Genomic DNA, 15,061 nt, shown 5'->3' with positions numbered 1-15,061 from the left:
CTTCTGGACCGGATTGAAGATGACCCGAAAATCAGCGCCGCGATCCTCACAGGTGCAGGAGAACGAGCATTTTCAGCCGGTGGTGACATTCATGAGTTCTCCCAGAGCATCACCAAGGGGACAGATGTTGCAGTCAAGCAATTCGTAGCCCGCGGCCAGACCATGACCAGCCGCATCGAAAACTTCACCAAACCCATCATTATCGCTGTCAACGGCATCGCTTTTGGCGGCGGCTGCGAAATCACCGAGGCCGCCCATCTGGCAATCGCCTCAGACCGTGCCGTCTTTGCCAAACCAGAGATCAATATCGGCATTCCGCCCACCTTCGGCGGCACCCAGCGCCTGCCCCGTCTCGCCGGTCGCAAGCGCGCGCTGGAACTGTTGCTCACCGGAGACCCGTTCGGTCCGGACCGAGCCTGTGAGCTTGGTCTCATCAACAAGGTCGTCCCGCACGATGACCTACTGCCGGAAGCCTTCGCTCTGGCAGAACGCATCCTGCGCCACTCCCCACTCGCCGCCGCCCGCATCCTCACCGCCGTCACCCGCGGCCTCAACACAACCATCGCCGAAGGCCTCCAAATCGAAGCCGCCCAATTCGCCCAAATGGTCCCCACCAACGACATCCACGAAGGCCTCAACGCCTGGATAGAACGAAGGCCCCCCGCCTATGCTGGCGATTAGAGAGGAGCGTCAGACTGTAAATCTATGCGCGCAAATAGTCATAACCTACGAAGTGAAGATGGAGGCCTGCCGTACAAATTCTGAAACACAGCATTAAAGCGTCGTATGCTCCCAAAGCCCGAGGCAAACGCAATCTCTGCCAGCGTGAGATCAGTCGTGTCAATCAGACGCTTTGCACGCTGAAGCCTTACCGTGGCAGCAACCTGGCTGGGAGTTGCCTCAAGGTACTGGGAAAATAAGCGCGCTAAATGGCGACTACCAATGCCGAGAGTTTCAGCAAGTTGCTGGACATTGTTACTATCAAGATACCCCGTATGGATGAGACGCATCGCACGTCCAACTGTCGTTGCAGTCCCCATCCATGCGGGGCTACCGGGCGCGGCCTCGGGCCTGCAACGAAGGCACGGACGATACCCTGCTTGTTCCGCAGCAGCAGCAGATGGATAGAAACTAACGTTTACTGATTTTGCAGGGCAAACAGGACAAACAGGACGGCAATAAATCCCAGTAGAATTAACTCCCGAGAAGAACACCCCATCATAGCTGCGATCTCTAGCTAACCGCGCTCGATCACACGTCTTCCAACCTGGGAACTCTGCAACCACATCAATCATTGCAGCAGTAAATTCTTTTTATTTGAATCTGTCGATCTTTAATCGACGATGGAGTCCGTATCCGGCGAGTTTCAGCAGATCATTTATGGCAAGAAATTATGGTTTTCTGAAAGGACAACTATGCCTCAAACATCTGCCAAGCTCATTCCGGAACTCTGCCTTCTCATAATCCTGTCCTTCCTATGGGGAGCTTCCTTCACACTTATCGAAGTTGCAATCACCACCGTTCCTCCAGCAACCATCGTTCTTCTCAGGCTGCTGATTGGTGCTGTAGTCCTCATCACACTGGTCATGATCAGCGGAACCGTTTTCCCCAACACCGCCAAACGGTGGGGTGAACTTCTTGTGCAAGGCATTTTACAAAACGCGCTCCCCTTCACGCTCATCAGTTGGGGACAGCTACATACTTCCAGTGGCCTTGCAGGCCTTTTAAACACAACGCCACCTCTATTCGTGTTTTTGATCAGCTACTTTGTTTTGCAGGACAAGACCGTAGACGCCAAAAAGCTCCTCGGCATTCTGATTGGATTTGCAGGTATTGGTGTCATCATGGGGCCTGCGGCCTTTGCAGGAGAACAAAACTCAGCACTCGGACAACTGGCAATCACAGGGGCCAGCCTTTGTTATGCCTTAGCTGCCCTGAACGCAAAGCGCTTTTCAGATCAACCACCACTGCTGACAGCAGCATGCTCGATGACCCTTGCAGCTTGTCTTATGGCACCGATTGCTTTCACATTCGACCATCCATTGAAGCTTTCACCATCGCCTGAATCTCTGGCCTCAATCCTTGCTCTGGGTGTGTTCTCCACTGCACTTGCAATGGTGCTTTATTTCCGCCTTGTACGCACGCTTGGCCCTTTAGGAGTAACAACAGGAAGCTATCTCAGGGCCAGTTTCAGCGTAGTCCTGGGAGTACTATTTCTTGGCGAAATCCTTACAACAAACCTACTGACTGGTCTGCTCTTTATCTTCACAGGAGTAGCGCTGGCAACCGGACAGATAAAACTTCCGCGCCTAACGAAGAAGACAACTTGATCTTGCAACACCCACAAGCAAAAAGAGCGTCACACCGTGCAGTGTGACGCTCTTTAAAATTCGTGGAATGGAACCGGTGCCTAGTTGCCTTGTTTTGCCTTACGGGCTGCTTTCAGCTCGGCAAAGTCTTCGCCAGCGTGGTGGGAAGAGCGGGTCAGCGGGTTCGCGGAAACCTTCAGGAAGCCTTTTGCGTAAGCGATCTTCTCATAGGCCTTGAACTCGTCTGGCGTTGGGAAGTTCATCACCGGATGGTGCTTCTTGGTTGGCTGCAGGTACTGGCCAACAGTCAGGAAATCCACATCAGCAACACGCAGATCATCCATCAACTGAAGCACTTCGTTGCGCTCCTCACCCAGACCAACCATGATGCCGGATTTGGTGAACATCTCCGGATCGATCTCCTTCACGCGCTGCAAAAGGCGGATGGAGTGGAAGTAGCGTGCGCCCGGACGAACCTTCAGATAGTTGGAAGGAACCGTTTCCATGTTGTGATTGAACACGTCAGGTTTCGCCGCAACAACAATCTCAACCGCGCCTTCCTTACGAAGGAAATCAGGCGTCAGCACTTCAATTGTTGTTTTTGGAGAAGCTTTACGGATCGCAGCAATCACGTTGGCAAAGTGCGTTGCACCGCCATCATCAAGATCATCCCGGTCCACAGAGGTGATAACAACGTGCTGCAGTTCCATGGACGCAACAGCTTTACCAATGCTTTCAGGCTCATTTTGATCAACTGGCCCCGGCATCCCGGTGCGCACGTTACAGAACGCACAAGCACGGGTACAGGTATCACCCAGGATCATGAAACTCGCATGCTTCTTGGACCAGCACTCACCAATATTCGGGCAACCAGCTTCTTCACAAACCGTGACGAGGTTGTTCTTGCGAACCAGCTCGTGGGTCTCTTTGTAGACAGGAGAAGTGGGCGCCTTAACACGGATCCATTTTGGCTTGCGCTGAACAGGATTATCCGGGCGATGCGCTTTTTCCGGATGGCGCGGACGCTCTTTTTCCTGCAGTGCAGACGCCGTTTGGCTTTTATGATTAGGATCGAGTGTATTTACCAGTGTAACCATATCAGTTCCGTCAGGTCCGAGACTTTGCTTCACACTTGCCTTAAGGGTCAGTGTCACTGTCTCTTATAAGTTTAGTGGTCCATAACAGGAAATGAAGCATCTCTCAATGCCAGACACTGGTGTTCAGTCAGTTCCGCGCCTCAGGACCACGCCTATTCAAAGCCAATTGCATCCCCACCAATCAGTGAGGCAATCAGAGCAAACGCAATGGCGCCAACCATCGCAACGACCGCCTGGTCGAGATATTCATTCCCCAGGGAAACTTCCACATCCGCAAATTCGAACAGGTAAACCCCTGAAATACCACCGAGAAATCCGGCGATAATCAACACGGCGAAGTCTCCGCCAACTGTAGCCATCACCAGCACAGTAGCTACAACGGCACAAACGGCTGATGTCACCAGCCATATGATTGATTTCATAAAGTCCACGGTTCTTCTCCTTTTTGATAAGAAGAGTACCCGGGAAAAATTAAGTCCCCCTCACTGGTAAAATTCCAGTGAGAGGGAATTGATTTACATATTCAGAGCGCGTCCGTAGGCGTCCAGAACACTTTCCTTCATCATTTCGGAAAGGGTCGGATGCGGGAAGACAGTGTGCATCAGCTCTTCTTCGGTGGTCTCAAGACCCATGGCAACAACGAAGCCCTGAATGAGCTCGGTCACTTCTGCGCCAACCATATGCGCACCAAGCAGCTGACCGGTCTTCTTGTCAAAGATCGTCTTGACCAGACCTTCAGGCTCACCAAGAGCAATCGCCTTACCGTTACCCATGAACGGGAAACGACCAACGCGGAGCTCATAACCAGCATCTTTCGCACGCTGCTCAGTCAGACCGACAGAAGCAACCTGCGGGTTACAGTAGGTACAGCCCGGAATCTGCTCGCTCTTCATCGGGTGAACATCAAGGCCGGAGATCTTCTCAATGCAGATCACGCCTTCATGCTCAGCCTTGTGCGCCAGCATTGGAGGACCAGCAACGTCACCAATCGCGTAAACGCCAGGAACATTGGTGCGGCTGAAGCCGTCAGTCACGATGCAGCCGCGGTCTGTCTTGATGCCAAGCGCTTCAAGGCCAAGGTTCTCGATGTTACCAACAACGCCAACAGCGGAGATCAGCTTCTCAGCGGTGATTTCCTGCGTCTTGCCGTCTTTGGTCTCAACAGTCGCAGTCACCTGACCGCCACCCTTAACAACCTTGGAAACCTTCGCTTCCATCACAAACTTGATGCCCTGCTTCTCCATCTGCTTTTTCGCAATCGCGGAGATTTCAGGATCTTCAACCGGCATAATGGTCGACATCATTTCAACAACGGTCACGTCAACGCCCATTGTCTTATAGAAAGATGCAAACTCGATACCGATCGCGCCGGAACCCATCACAACAATGGATTTAGGCATTTTTTCTGGAACCATCGCTTCGAAATAGGTCCAGATGTTTTCTTTGTCAGGCTCAAGACCCGGAATGACGCGCGGCTTCGCACCAGTTGCAACAATAACGTGCTTGGCGGAATAAGTGCCGTGGCCCTTCACACCCTTAGGTGTTGGGTGCTGTGGCTGCATAGCGTCTTTGGAAGAAGGCCCAACAGCGATCTCACCCGGCTTGGTGAGCTTTGCCTCACCCCAGATGATGTCGACCTTGTTCTTCTTCATCAGGAAGCCGATGCCGCCGTTGAGCTGGCCGGAAACATCACGAGAGCGTTTCACAACAGCAGAAGCGTCAAAGCTCACGCCTTCAGCGGAAAGACCGTAGTCTTTGCCGTGCTGCATGTAATGGTAGATCTCAGCAGAACGCAGCAGCGCTTTGGTTGGGATACAGCCCCAGTTCAGGCAGATACCGCCCATATGTTCACGCTCGACAATCGCGGTCTTGAAACCAAGCTGCGCGGAGCGGATTGCGGTTACATAGCCACCAGGACCAGAACCAATGATAATCACGTCGTAGGCGTTGCCACTCATCTCTTTAACCTCGCCAAATCGGCATCAAGGAGCTTGAGGCTCCACATAAAGGTGGGAGAACTTCGAAAAATTCTCCAAAACGTAGTCGGGCAGTTCTCCGCTGTCCTTAGCGACCAGCTTTCCTCTGCCATCGCCCGCATCCAGACGGTCCAGCGTTCTTTGCGCACGGCCCAGATAGGCATCATTCATGTGTTCGGTGTGCGAGTAAGCCTCAAGTTTCGTAACCACCTTGTCCATGTCCCCCAAAAAGCTGAAGTGCCAGCTGGAAGACCTGATCAATTGACGTCGCATAAGCCGGCTGTGCCGTGTAAGAGCTTTCCATTGCCACAAAGCAGCCTCGAGAACAGGAGAGAGGCTTTTACTCTGCAAGGCCCGCTCACGCCGCAAAGCTTGAGCACCTTTGAAAAACATCGCGCTGATCATTCGCGGGCACGAGGTAAAATCCGAGACATCGTCTTTGAAATTCAGTCTGTATCGGAAAATATCTGCGCCAAAGAATGTCAGGCTTTTACAGCTCCTGGGGTCATTTTTCGCTCTGAGCAGCGCCTCCGGCTTTGGAATTTCATCCACGTCGGAAACAACGATCAGATCTTTCACCGCAAGATCTTTAAGGCCGCGTTCTATACAATCGCGTTGGTGGTACTCCCTCGACCAGGCGTTTTGCGGTGTCTCCGGCATGTCCTCGACAATGATATGTCGGATCTTGCTCAAAAACGGTGCAAACCGCGACTTGTTATCAGCAAAATAGAGAGGTTTTTCGTGTCCGGTAAAGGTTTTGGTGGCCTCTACAAGAATGAACTCATCCACCACATCGAAAAGTTCGCCCAAACGAATTTCCAGGGTATCGAGTTCGTTGAAAAACGTGAAGCCATCGACAACTTTGACCATATCATACGGTCTCCTTGCTCAAACGGTCTTCAGCTTACTCCACTCTATTTGCTCACACCTACCACTTGGATTTACCGGCAGAAAAGCAGGGGCTCCTGTTTCTGCCGGTAAGTCCTGATTAAACCAGCATGGACATCGGGTTTTCGATGTAGCCTTTGAAGGCCTGCAGAAGCTCTGCACCCAGCGCACCATCCACCGCGCGGTGGTCAGTGGAAAGGGTCACAGACATCACAGTCGCAGGCACGATTTCATCGCCCTTCACAACTGGACGCTTCTGACCAGCACCAACAGCAAGGATGGTTGCGTGCGGAGGATTGATCACCGCTGCAAATTCCTTGATGCCGAACATGCCAAGGTTGGAAACAGAGGTTGTTCCGCCCTGGAATTCGGTTGGAGCCAGCTTGCGCTCACGAGCACGCTTTGCCAGATCTTTCATCTCGATGGAGATCGTGGAGAGCGTTTTCTCTTCAGCGCGGCGAATGATCGGAGTGATCAGGCCACCATCGATGGAAACAGCAACACCAACGTCAGCATGCTTATGCATAACCATGCCGCTCTCAAGGTAAGATGCGTTGGCAGCCGGAATTGCTTTCAGTGCCAAAGCATGCGCCTTGATGATCATGTCGTTGACAGACAGCTTGTAAGCTGGCTTGCCGTCGCCGTCTTTCGGTGCAGACGCATTGAGCTGAGCCCGCAGAGCCAGCAGAGCATCCAGTTCACACTCCAGTGTCAGGTAGAAGTGTGGAACAGTCTGTTTGGATTCGGTCAAACGCTTGGCAATGATCTTACGCATGCCATCGTGAGGAACCAGCTCGTAGCTGTCTTCATCAAACAACTTCAGGGTCTGTTCATCAGATGGACCAGACGCAAGCGCAGCTTTTGGAGCTTCAGCAGCCTTCGGTGCATCCGCAGCTTTCGGAGCAGCCTCAGCCTTGCCAGTGCCAGCAGCAATAGCCGCATCAACGTCACGCTTGACAACGCGGCCATGCGGGCCAGAGCCGTTGATCAGGGCAATGTCCAGACCATTCTGTTTCGCCAGACGGCGCGCCAGAGGGGATGAGAACACACGCTCACCAGAAGCTGCAACCGGAGCAGCAGGTGCAGGAGCTGCAACTGGTGCCGGCGCCGCTTCAGCAGCAGGTGCTGCAGGAGCCTGAGGGGCAGCAGCAGCGGCTGGTGCAGCAGGTGCTGCATCCATCGCAGAAGCGTCTTCGCCCTCTTCCAGAAGGATCGCGATCGGTGCATTCACCTTCACGCCTTCAGCACCTTCAGCAACCACGATTTTACCGATGGTGCCTTCATCGACAGCTTCCACTTCCATGGTCGCTTTATCGGTTTCAATTTCTGCAATCACATCGCCTGCAGAAATCGCGTCACCTTCTTTAACCAGCCACTTGGCCAGATTGCCTTCTTCCATAGTCGGAGAAAGCGCAGGCATCAGAATATTGATTGGCATACCACTTGTCTCCCGGTTAGGCGGTGTAGGTCACAGCCTTAACAGCGTCGATAACTTCCTTGGTGTTTGGCAGAGCCAGCTTCTCAAGGTTTGCTGCATATGGCATTGGAACATCTTTACCGGTCACACGCAGAACTGGCGCATCCAACCAATCGAAAGCTTCACTCTGAACCTGATAAGCAATTTCAGAGGAAACAGAACAGATTGGGAAGGCTTCTTCTACAGTTACCAGACGGCCAGTCTTACGAACGGAGGCCAGAACAGTCTCCATGTCCAACGGACGAATGGTACGCAGATCGATCAGTTCAACAGAAATGCCCTGCTTTGCCAGCTCATCAACAGCCTGCAGCGCGTAGGTCATGCCAATGCTCCAGGAAACCATGGTCGCATCAGTACCTTCGCGAACAACCTTCGCCTTGCCGATTGGCAGAACCAGACCTTCAACATCCGGCACATCGAAGTGCTGACCGTAAAGGATCTCGTTTTCAAGGAACACAACCGGGTTCGGGTCGCGGATTGCAGCTTTCAAAAGGCCCTTCGCATCAGCAGCGGTATAAGGCTGAACAACCTTAAGGCCCGGAATGGAAGCATACCATGCCGCAAAGTCCTGAGAGTGCTGCGCACCCACACGAGCAGCCGCACCGTTTGCACCGCGGAACACCATTGGTGCACCCATCTGACCGCCAGACATGTAAAGCGTCTTGCCGGCAGAGTTGATGATGTGGTCAATCGCCTGCATTGCGAAGTTGAAGGTCATGAACTCAACGATTGGGTTCAAACCTGCCATCGCAGCGCCAACAGCAAGGCCGGTAAAGCCATGCTCGGTGATTGGAGTGTCGATCACGCGCTTTTCGCCGAACTCATCCAGGAGACCCTGAGAGATCTTATAGGCGCCCTGATACTGAGCAACTTCTTCGCCCATCAGGAACACGTTCTCATTGCGGCGCATTTCTTCCGCCATCGCGTCGCGCAAAGCTTCACGAACGGTCATGCTCACCATTTTGGTGCCCGCAGGAATTTCTGGGTCAGCAGGTGCAACGCTTGCAACCGGAGCCGCAGGAGCTGCCGGCGCAGCAGGCGCGGCTGGTGCTTCAGCAGCTGCAGGAGCCGCCGGCGCAACAGGGGCAGCGCCCAGATTGTCAGCAGCAGAGGCGTCTTCGCCCTCTTCCAGCAGAACTGCAATCGGCGCGTTCACTTTTACTTCTTCGGTGCCTTCAGCAACGAGGATCTTGCCAAGCACGCCCTCATCAACCGCTTCCACTTCCATGGTTGCTTTGTCGGTCTCGATTTCAGCAATCACGTCACCTGCAGTAACGGTGTCGCCTTCTTTCTTAAGCCACTTAGCAAGTTTGCCTTCTTCCATGGTCGGAGAAAGCGCAGGCATTAAAATTTCAACAGCCATAATGTATTATCCCGACCTTAGAGCACGATATCTGTGTAGAGCTCAGATGGATCCGGCTCAGGATCGTTCTGTGCATACTCAGCAGAAGCAGCAACAACAGCGCGCACTTCCTTATCGATAGCCTTGAGATCATCCTCACTTGCCCATTCTTTTTCAAGAAGGCGAGCACGAACCTGTTCAATCGGGTCATGCTCAGAGCGCATCTTCTGGACTTCATCTTTACTGCGGTATTTCGCAGGGTCAGACATGGAGTGGCCACGGTAACGGTAGGTGATCATCTCAAGGATGTAAGGACCATTGCCTTCACGGCACCATTCCATCGCATAGTCGGTCGCAGCTTTCACCGCGCGCACGTCCATACCATCAACCTGAACACCTGGAATGCCGAAGGAAGCACCGCGCTGGCTAAGATCTGTCGTGGAAGAAGCACGTTCAATGGAGGTACCCATGCCGTACTTGTTGTTCTCAATGACGTAGATCACTGGCAGGCTCCAAAGCTTCGCCATGTTGAAGCTCTCGTAAACCTGGCCCTGGTTGGCAGCACCATCGCCGAAGAACGCCATGGAAACTTTGCCGTTCTCTTTATAACGGTTCGCAAACGCAAGACCGGTACCAAGTGAGACCTGAGCACCCACGATGCCGTGTCCGCCATAGAACTCCTGTTCTTTGGAGAACATGTGCATGGAACCGCCCTTACCTTTGGACAGACCGCCCTGACGACCAGTCAGTTCGGCCATCACGCCGTTCGGGTCCATGCCGCAAGCGAGCATGTGAGCATGGTCACGGTAAGAAGTGATCATCTGATCACCTTTTTCCTTGGCCATCTCCATTCCAACGACAACAGCTTCCTGGCCGATGTAAAGGTGACAGAAGCCACCGATCAGACCCATACCGTAAAGCTGACCCGCCTTTTCTTCGAAGCGACGGATAAAAAGCATTTCGCGATAAGCGTTTAGCTCTTCATCTTTGGAGAATTCTACTAGTGCAGGTACGTTTTTCATCGCACCGCGGGCTTTGGTAGCACTTTTAGCGCGACCGCCTGAAGACTTGGATTGAGTTCCAGCCATGAGCCTCGTCTCTTTGTGACGTGAATTGGTGAAAGCACACTATCGCCCATAGCGCTGAATGCCAATATGAGCAGAAACACTTGGGGATTTATATAAGATATTGATTTTACTTATATTTTCAAGTTAACTCAAATTAGGTTAATTCAATCAAGTCAACCCAATTCAAGTTAATACACGCTGATGTTTCAGTTGCGCATGATTGCAACTTCATTCACGTGCGCCAGATTTAGGGAAGCGCGAGCCCGCTCATCCACCATGTCTGGATCAAGGCTCTCCGGGTCAAGCAACATGACACGGCGTTGTAATTGCAGGCGTTCTTCCCGCAACTCATCAAGCTCAAGTTCAAGAGCAAGAATCTCATGCTCAATCTGTGGTCGGCCCACAAGACCCAGCTTACCGTTGAGCGCATGAAATGCAAAGTAGCACAGCGCACCAATGGCAATTCCTGGCACAAGGAAATTCTTTAGATAGGAGTGTTTCCGCTGACGTGTGGTAGCTAGCACTGATTGACCTACTCATTACAAAAATGGTCACATGCCCGCACTATTTCACAACGCCCTTAACCAAGAGTTTCCGAAAACCCGGAAATCTTCTTAATTCGCAAAAACCTTTCATATAATCGCTAAAAAACGCAAATGAACGCACATAGCAACGCAGTGCTGGGATTTCATAAAAACCCCAGCAAATGAGCCAATCAGGAAGGAAAATCAGGCGTTTTCCGCCAGTCGCGACAGTTTAATCAACACAGCAGCGGTGCCCTTCAACCGGTCATCCGCAGACGGCCAGTCACGGGTCAGCACTACCTTTTGATCCGGGCGGATCTTGGCGAGGATAGTTTGTTCCGCGATGTAGGATACCAGCCCTGCCGGATTGTTAAACTCGCCATTACGGAAAGCAATCACGATGCCCTTCGGCCCAGCGTCAATCTTTTCAACGTTCGCTTTGCGGCACAGCCCCTTGATGTAGACAATCTTCAGAAGGTGTTGAACTTCCTCAGGAAGTGGCCCGAAGCGGTCAATCATCTCGGCCCCAAAGCCATCGATATCTTCAAGCTCCATGAGGTCCGCCAGACGGCGATAAAGCTCAAGCCGCAACTGAAGGTCCGGCACATACGTATCGGGGATAAGAACAGGCGTACCGATGGCAATTTGTGGAGACCACTTGTCCTCCTGGAAGTCCTCACCGCCAGATTTCAGCTGCGCAACCGCCTCCTCCAACATCTGCTGGTAAAGCTCAAACCCAACCTCTTTAATATGCCCGGACTGCTCTTCCCCAAGCAAGTTACCCGCTCCACGAATATCCAGATCATGAGACGCAAGCTGGAAGCCGGCACCCAAATTCTCAAGGCTTTGCAGCACCTTAAGGCGGCGTTCGGCAGTAGGTGTCAGCGTCTTGTTGGCCGGAACAGTAAACAAAGCATAAGCCCGCGTCTTCGACCGCCCCACACGCCCACGGATCTGATAGAGCTGCGCCAGACCAAACATGTCTGAGCGGTGCACAATCAAAGTGTTCGCGTTTGGTATGTCCAATCCGGATTCAACAATAGTGGTCGCCAACAGCACATCAAACTTGCCCTCATAAAAGGCGTTCATGATGTCATCCAGCTCCCCGGCAGGCATCTGCCCATGCGCAGAAACCACTTTAACTTCAGGCACATTCTCTTCCAGGAACGCCCTCACCTCGGCAAGATCAGACACGCGCGGACACACATAAAAGCTCTGCCCCCCGCGATAGTGCTCGCGCAGCAAGCTCTCGCGGATAACCATCGGGTCAAACGGGGATATAAACGAGCGTACAGCCAAACGGTCCACTGGCGGTGTCGCAATAAGGGAAAGCTCCCGAACGCCCGTCAGTGCCAATTGTAGGGTACGAGGAATCGGGGTCGCAGAGAGGGTCAGAACGTGAACATCACTTTTCAGCTCTTTCAACCGTTCTTTATGCTTCACCCCAAAATGCTGTTCTTCATCGATAATGAGAAGACCCAGATCCCTGAAACCAATAGCATTTCCCAGAAGTGCATGCGTTCCAATGACGACATCGACAGAGCCTTCTTTCAGCCCCTTCTTGGTCTCACTAAGCTCCTTACCGGGGACAAGTCGCGAAGCTTGGCGCACTTCAATCGGCAATCCATTAAAACGATCGGCAAAAGTCCGGTAATGCTGGCGCGCCAGCAACGTGGTCGGAACCACAATCGCCACCTGCCTCCCAGACATCGCCGCCAAAAACGCAGCTCTTAGAGCAACTTCCGTCTTACCAAAGCCCACATCACCACAGATAAGCCGGTCCATCGGACGCCCTGATGCCATGTCATCAAACACCGATTCAATGGCACTCATCTGATCATCGGTCTCATCATAAACAAACCGCGCAGAAAACTCGTCATAAGCCCCTTCAGGAGCCGTAATCGCAGGAGCAGTTCGTAACGCACGTTCTGCCGCAATCTTAATCAAGCCATCGGCAATCTCAAGAATGCGCTTCTTCATCTTGGCTTTACGGGCCTGCCATGCCCCGCCGCCAAGCTTATCTAACTGAACTTCCTGATCTTCTGAACCGTAGCGCGTCAGTAGCTCAATGTTCTCGACAGGAAGGTAAAGCTTGTCCGACCCTGCATATTGCAGCTCAAGACAGTCATGCGGCGCCCCAACAGCCTCAATGGTTTTCAGCCCGATAAACCGGCCAATACCATGCTCCACATGCACAACAAGATCACCGGGGGCCAGAGCAGAGGCCTCAGTAAGAAAATTCGCCCCTTTGGACTTGCGCCGACGCTGACGCACCAGACGGTCACCGAGGATATCCTGCTCCCCGATGAAGGCCAGATCATCAATCTCAAAGCCATGTTCCAGCCCAAGAAGGATCAATGCCGTCAGCCCAGCGGGGACCTTACCCAGCTCAGCAGAATTGCCCGCATATCCGGTCCGGTCCAGCCCATGATCGCTCAGAACCTGGGTTAACCGTTCACGAGAACCCTCACTCCAGCAAGAAAGAACCGCCCTCTTCCCATCCTTGGCAAGAGCTGACACATGCTTGGATAGCGCATCAAAAATGTTTACATCACCCGCAGCACGTTCAGCCGCAAAGTTACGTCCCTGACGCCCCCCCATATCAATCGCAGTCTTGCCCGTGCCCGGAGGCATAGCGAACGGGGATAACTGCGCGGAGGCTCTGTCTGCCACAAATGTGCTGAACTGCGTTTCCTGAAGATAAATAGCAACTGGCGGAATAGGCTTATACGGCACACCAGAGGAAAGCGCTTTGTTGTTGAGCCCGTCCTGACGCGCACCAAAATGCTCTTCAATCTGCTCAAGGCGTTCCTTGATCATGTCCTCAGCACTGGCATCCAGCACAACTGGCGTTTCACCAATATAATCAAATAGGGTAGACAGGTTATCATGGAACAGAGGCAACCAATGCTCCATCCCCGCATAACGCCGTCCCTCACTGATGGACTGATAGAGAACATCCTCAGGCCCAGCGGCCCCAAAAGCAGTCACATAGTTACGGCGGAACCGCGAAATCGTTTCAGGATCAAGAATGATCTCGCTCATAGGAACAAGCGTTAGACCCTTCTTCTGGGCCAGCGTTCTCTGACTATCCGTATCAAAGGAACGAATGGACTCCAGCGTATCCCCGAAGAAGTCCAGACGCACAGGCTCTTTGGTTGCCGGAGAAAACAGGTCAATAATGCCGCCGCGCACCGCATATTCCCCGGTTTCACGCACTGTTGGCGTGCGGGCAAAGCCGTTGACTTCCAGCCACTTAACGATCTTGTCAGGGTTGATACGGTTGCCCGGCATAAACGAGAGAATATGGTTGGCAGTCCATTCACGAACAGGCATCCGCTGCAAAGCCGCGTTCACTGTTGTGATCAGAACAAACTTCTTTTTCTTCGGCAGTCCCTTTGCCAACCGAAGCAACGTCAGCAATCTGCGCGCAACAATCGCTCCATGAGGCGAAACACGGTCATACGGCAAGCAATCCCATGCAGGCAGCTGAAGCACTTCCACATCAGGCGCAAAGAACCCCAGAGCCTCTGTCAGCGCCGCCATACGGGTTGCATCCCGCGCAACATAAGTCAGCGCAAGGCCGCCCTCCTCAACTTCAGCAAGCACCTTTGAAAGCACGTAGGATTCTGCTCCATCAGGAACGGAAGCAAGCGTGATGTTTTCACTTTTTTTGAGCAAACTTTCAAACACGGGAGGGGCAACCTTATTATTTCAAATCGTCGGCGGGCAATAACAGACATCTGATCTACAGCCAATCAGATACAACAGCGCAATCAGCTTCCAGCCTTGTCCTTGTAGTAATCGAGGATCTTGCGAAACAGATCTGTGTTCGCTTCATCGGGGACTGGTTTCGTGCCAATAAACCATGAGAAGAGATCCTGATCATGATGCTGCAAAAACACTTCCAGCTCATCCAACTCTTCATCACTCATCTGAACAATATGCTTTTCAACATAGCCGCCAAGCATGATGTCCATTTCCTTCATGCCACGATGGTGACAGCGGAAAATGATACGTTTACGGCGGTTATCCAGCCCGGTGTTCTCGTTTTGATCTTCGCTCTGCGCACTCTGATCCATCGTCGTTTCCTTAGAAGGTCGCTGATCCTTGTCACTATCTGCAAATAGATAGGGCCAAAATGTTTCGCCTGTATACAACCCTTATTTTCATCTGTCAGTGTTTTCTTAAGGGCGTTGCACAAATCACAGGAACATGGCACAGATCAGATCTGCTGTTCACGTTCTGGTCTATATGGTATGCGCCCTACTCGCCTTGATCCTCTTTTCGCTTCGGTCACCAAACTTCCGGGTATCGGCCCCAAGATTGCAAAGACCATAACAAACCTGCTTGTCGGCAGCCCGGACCGCGACGCCCGCAT

Annotated in this window: 13 protein-coding genes; 2 read left to right on the top strand and 11 right to left on the bottom strand. The window is 52.5% G+C overall.

The window, feature by feature from the left end:
• Nucleotides 1-681: crotonase/enoyl-CoA hydratase family protein (locus tag PPL9_RS30315; protein ID WP_057466211.1), on the top strand; the 681-nt coding region annotated here is incomplete at its 5' end.
• 38 nt (nt 682-719) lie between these two features.
• Here the strand turns inward: PPL9_RS30315 and PPL9_RS30310 are convergent.
• The gene (locus PPL9_RS30310; protein WP_057466210.1) at nt 720-1,295 is read right to left on the bottom strand and encodes an Ada metal-binding domain-containing protein; all 576 of its coding nucleotides are present in this window, start codon (nt 1,293-1,295) and stop codon (nt 720-722) included.
• Nucleotides 1,296-1,415: 120 nt separating this feature from the next.
• On the opposite strand from PPL9_RS30310, the gene PPL9_RS30305 reads away from it, so the two are divergent.
• On the top strand, nt 1,416-2,330 hold the full coding sequence (locus PPL9_RS30305; protein WP_057466209.1) for an EamA family transporter: 915 nt from the start codon (nt 1,416-1,418) through the stop codon (nt 2,328-2,330).
• A gap of 80 nt (nt 2,331-2,410) precedes the next feature.
• On the opposite strand, the gene lipA is transcribed toward PPL9_RS30305, so the two are convergent.
• The 10 genes from lipA to PPL9_RS30255 form a co-directional block, all read right to left on the bottom strand.
• Nucleotides 2,411-3,406, bottom strand: a complete 996-nt coding sequence (gene lipA, locus PPL9_RS30300) for a lipoyl synthase (protein WP_057466208.1) — start codon at nt 3,404-3,406, stop codon at nt 2,411-2,413.
• 152 nt (nt 3,407-3,558) lie between these two features.
• Entirely contained in the window at nt 3,559-3,828 is a 270-nt protein-coding gene (locus PPL9_RS30295; protein WP_244271761.1) for a hypothetical protein, read from the bottom strand.
• A 93-nt stretch (nt 3,829-3,921) separates the two neighbouring features.
• Nucleotides 3,922-5,364 (bottom strand): dihydrolipoyl dehydrogenase, encoded by a 1,443-nt coding sequence (gene lpdA, locus PPL9_RS30290; RefSeq protein WP_057466206.1) that lies wholly within the window; start codon nt 5,362-5,364, stop codon nt 3,922-3,924.
• Between the two features lie 24 nt (nt 5,365-5,388).
• Nucleotides 5,389-6,252 (bottom strand): N-acetylglucosaminyltransferase, encoded by an 864-nt coding sequence (locus PPL9_RS30285; protein WP_057466205.1) that lies wholly within the window; start codon nt 6,250-6,252, stop codon nt 5,389-5,391.
• A gap of 118 nt (nt 6,253-6,370) precedes the next feature.
• On the bottom strand, nt 6,371-7,708 hold the full coding sequence (locus PPL9_RS30280) for a pyruvate dehydrogenase complex dihydrolipoamide acetyltransferase (RefSeq protein WP_057466204.1): 1,338 nt from the start codon (nt 7,706-7,708) through the stop codon (nt 6,371-6,373).
• A 16-nt stretch (nt 7,709-7,724) separates the two neighbouring features.
• On the bottom strand, nt 7,725-9,110 hold the full coding sequence (locus PPL9_RS30275; RefSeq protein WP_057466203.1) for a pyruvate dehydrogenase complex E1 component subunit beta: 1,386 nt from the start codon (nt 9,108-9,110) through the stop codon (nt 7,725-7,727).
• Between the two features lie 17 nt (nt 9,111-9,127).
• Nucleotides 9,128-10,177, bottom strand: coding sequence for a pyruvate dehydrogenase (acetyl-transferring) E1 component subunit alpha (gene pdhA, locus PPL9_RS30270; protein ID WP_057466202.1), 1,050 nt, complete (start codon nt 10,175-10,177; stop codon nt 9,128-9,130).
• 185 nt (nt 10,178-10,362) lie between these two features.
• Complete coding sequence (locus PPL9_RS30265) at nt 10,363-10,629, bottom strand: septum formation initiator family protein (protein ID WP_057466201.1); 267 nt, start codon at nt 10,627-10,629, stop codon at nt 10,363-10,365.
• A 255-nt stretch (nt 10,630-10,884) separates the two neighbouring features.
• Nucleotides 10,885-14,373 (bottom strand): transcription-repair coupling factor, encoded by a 3,489-nt coding sequence (gene mfd, locus PPL9_RS30260; protein ID WP_057466200.1) that lies wholly within the window; start codon nt 14,371-14,373, stop codon nt 10,885-10,887.
• Nucleotides 14,374-14,456: 83 nt separating this feature from the next.
• Nucleotides 14,457-14,762 (bottom strand): succinate dehydrogenase assembly factor 2, encoded by a 306-nt coding sequence (locus tag PPL9_RS30255; protein ID WP_057466199.1) that lies wholly within the window; start codon nt 14,760-14,762, stop codon nt 14,457-14,459.
• Nucleotides 14,763-15,061 lie beyond the last annotated feature (299 nt).

It is taken from the genome of Pseudovibrio sp. POLY-S9, assembly GCF_001431305.1.
Classification (GTDB): Bacteria; Pseudomonadota; Alphaproteobacteria; order Rhizobiales; family Stappiaceae; genus Pseudovibrio.
Note: the sequence above shows the minus strand (reverse complement) of the source record. Positions and strands in the feature narration are given on the sequence as shown.

Excerpts from the sequence above, each read along its gene's own strand:
- PPL9_RS30280 (WP_057466204.1), bottom strand. The coding sequence starts at position 7,708 with ATGCCAATCAATATTCTGATGCCTGCGCTTTCTCCGACTATGGAAGAA.
- lipA (WP_057466208.1), bottom strand. The coding sequence starts at position 3,406 with ATGGTTACACTGGTAAATACACTCGATCCTAATCATAAAAGCCAAACG.
- PPL9_RS30310 (WP_057466210.1), bottom strand. The coding sequence starts at position 1,295 with ATGATTGATGTGGTTGCAGAGTTCCCAGGTTGGAAGACGTGTGATCGA.
- PPL9_RS30295 (WP_244271761.1), bottom strand. The coding sequence starts at position 3,828 with ATGAAATCAATCATATGGCTGGTGACATCAGCCGTTTGTGCCGTTGTA.
- PPL9_RS30255 (WP_057466199.1), bottom strand. The coding sequence starts at position 14,762 with ATGGATCAGAGTGCGCAGAGCGAAGATCAAAACGAGAACACCGGGCTG.
- lpdA (WP_057466206.1), bottom strand. The coding sequence starts at position 5,364 with ATGAGTGGCAACGCCTACGACGTGATTATCATTGGTTCTGGTCCTGGT.
- PPL9_RS30285 (WP_057466205.1), bottom strand. The coding sequence starts at position 6,252 with ATGGTCAAAGTTGTCGATGGCTTCACGTTTTTCAACGAACTCGATACC.
- PPL9_RS30305 (WP_057466209.1), top strand. The coding sequence starts at position 1,416 with ATGCCTCAAACATCTGCCAAGCTCATTCCGGAACTCTGCCTTCTCATA.
- pdhA (WP_057466202.1), bottom strand. The coding sequence starts at position 10,177 with ATGGCTGGAACTCAATCCAAGTCTTCAGGCGGTCGCGCTAAAAGTGCT.
- PPL9_RS30275 (WP_057466203.1), bottom strand. The coding sequence starts at position 9,110 with ATGGCTGTTGAAATTTTAATGCCTGCGCTTTCTCCGACCATGGAAGAA.